This window comes from Leptolyngbya sp. FACHB-541 (assembly GCF_014695875.1).
In the GTDB taxonomy this organism is placed as follows: Bacteria; Cyanobacteriota; Cyanobacteriia; order Elainellales; family Elainellaceae; genus JAAUTN01.
In genome coordinates, this window is sequence record NZ_JACJPC010000008.1 from 1 (window position 1) to 1,933 (window position 1,933).

Genomic DNA, 1,933 nt, shown 5'->3' on the forward strand with positions numbered 1-1,933 from the left:
GAATCAGCCTTCAAAGTCATTTACCTAGCCATCCAGAATATTTCCAAAAAATGGACGATGCCGATTCGAGACTGGAGACCTGCTCTAAATCAGTTTGCAATTATGTATGATGACCGCTTTCCTCTCTAAATTTAGATCTTTGACACAGATCTATTTACATACCCCAAGTTTATTGAAGCAATCTTTGAAATTGCTGCTTAAGGGAATGAAAACGATACCGATCGTTTGTCCCTAATCAGTTTTTGCGACACAACCGGCTCCGATAGACAAGCACTCTTAACTGTATCGATTCCAACTTCTGACGAGTTCGTGACTTCATCGGATAAGAGGTCGAACATTATTCGGAAAAAGTTCGCTTCAGTTCCCAAATACTTTCTATGGGCTTGATGTTAGCAGCGGATACTGTTGTACGTCTTCATAAGAAATGGCGTGTCCTTCAAATTCGTGGCGCGTAATCGCAGTTCTTCCTCTTCAGGACACCACCTCTGCTTCCGGAAGACACGCGCGCAGCTTCTCAAGCAGCTCAGGAGGGATCTTGGTGGGACGCATGGTCTGGGTGCTGATGCACACCATATCGATCTTTGCGGAGACTGCGGTACTACCCGATTCGTGAAACTGAACCTCTTGGAGCAAAACCAGCCCAGCCCGACCAAGCGAGAGTGGACTGGTGCAGACAACGAGTTGATCGTCTAGGCGCGCTGGCACCTTGTAGGAGATCTCTACGTGCCGGACGATGAAGCCGACCTGCTGCTCTTCAGAGAGCCGCCGTTGCTCAAAGCCCAGCTCACTCAGCCACTCGCTGCGGCCACGCTCCATGTAGCGCAGATAGTTCGCGTAGTAGACGACACCACCGGCGTCCGTGTCTTCAAAATAAATCTTGAGGCGATGGCGAGAGATCTTGTCTTCCATGGTGTTCATCGTTGGGGTGGTGGATCGTTTGTTCTCATTCGAGAGCTAACGTTGAAGTGGCTCAGTTGTCTCTGAAGCCTACTTAACTCTCCAAAGTTGGATTGTAGAGAACAACATTCTCCTGCTCGTTTGCATCGTTGCGTGCAACTAGTGCATGAGCTGATTCAGTTTCACTGAGATTATAGGGTTGGTGTGGAACGCCTGGAGGGATAAAAATGAAATCACCCGCTTCGTTAACAACTGATTGCTTGAGTCTTTGACCATAGCGGGTTTCTACACGACCCTTAATTAGATAAATTGCGGTTTCATAATCACGGTGAAAATGGGGCTCGGCAGACCCGCCTGGAGGAATAATCACCAAATTCATAGAAATTGCCTTTGCACCGGTTGTGGCATTAGAAATACCCACAAAATATGGCAAGCGTTGGCGGGTCAGAGTTTCAGTATCAGGGCGTAGAGTTACAATCTCTGTGGAATTAGTATCAGATGAGCCAGGGGTGTAGGAATGATTAGAGCACGGATCCCCTTGCAACGCCATAGAAATATCCCTCTCTTATAAACCGCAATTGAATTGATGGAAATCAACCCCAGTTTCAATGTAGCTTGCAGGCTAACGGTCGCAATCACCGGACACAGACAAACTTTGCAACTCAGCCAACTATATCAGGACGTGTCAGGTGCAGCGTGGCTATTCGCCTGTGTTTCTGACAACTGGCTGTCCTGTTCCAATCACTGTTTCAATAATGTTGGCAGCTTGTTGTACTCTACCAGAGTTCTGAATCGCAGATTGTAAACGCAATGCCTGAACCTTATAGGAATCCTGGGTCAACACTTTGTGAATTACTGATTGCAAGCTAGCAGCAGTTAAGCGGGCAATAGGTAGTAACTCTCCCGCCCCCGCCCAAACAATTCGAGCAGCAACTCCAGGCTGATCATTTAAAATTGGAATTGCGACCATTGGCACTCCATAAGTGAGTGACTCTAGAACTGTGTTTAAGCCTGCATGAGTGATTGTGAGAGCAGC

General features: G+C 47.4%; 3 protein-coding genes and 1 pseudogene. 1 reads left to right on the forward strand and 3 read right to left on the reverse strand.

Going from position 1 to position 1,933, the window contains the following annotated elements; genetic code table 11:
• Positions 1-129 (forward strand): annotated as a pseudogene (locus tag H6G00_RS35060) (IS256 family transposase); the annotation flags it as partial.
• Positions 130-471: 342 nt separating this feature from the next.
• Here H6G00_RS35060 and ybgC read toward each other — a convergent pair.
• From ybgC to H6G00_RS00175, 3 genes are all read right to left on the reverse strand, one after another.
• Positions 472-918, reverse strand: coding sequence for a tol-pal system-associated acyl-CoA thioesterase (gene ybgC, locus H6G00_RS00165; protein WP_199318252.1), 447 nt, complete (start codon positions 916-918; stop codon positions 472-474).
• 73 nt (positions 919-991) lie between these two features.
• On the reverse strand, positions 992-1,447 hold the full coding sequence (locus H6G00_RS00170; RefSeq protein ID WP_190795085.1) for a cupin domain-containing protein: 456 nt from the start codon (positions 1,445-1,447) through the stop codon (positions 992-994).
• A 150-nt stretch (positions 1,448-1,597) separates the two neighbouring features.
• A partial coding sequence (locus H6G00_RS00175) for a glycosyltransferase (RefSeq protein WP_277881832.1) occupies positions 1,598-1,933 on the reverse strand: 336 nt, incomplete at its 5' end.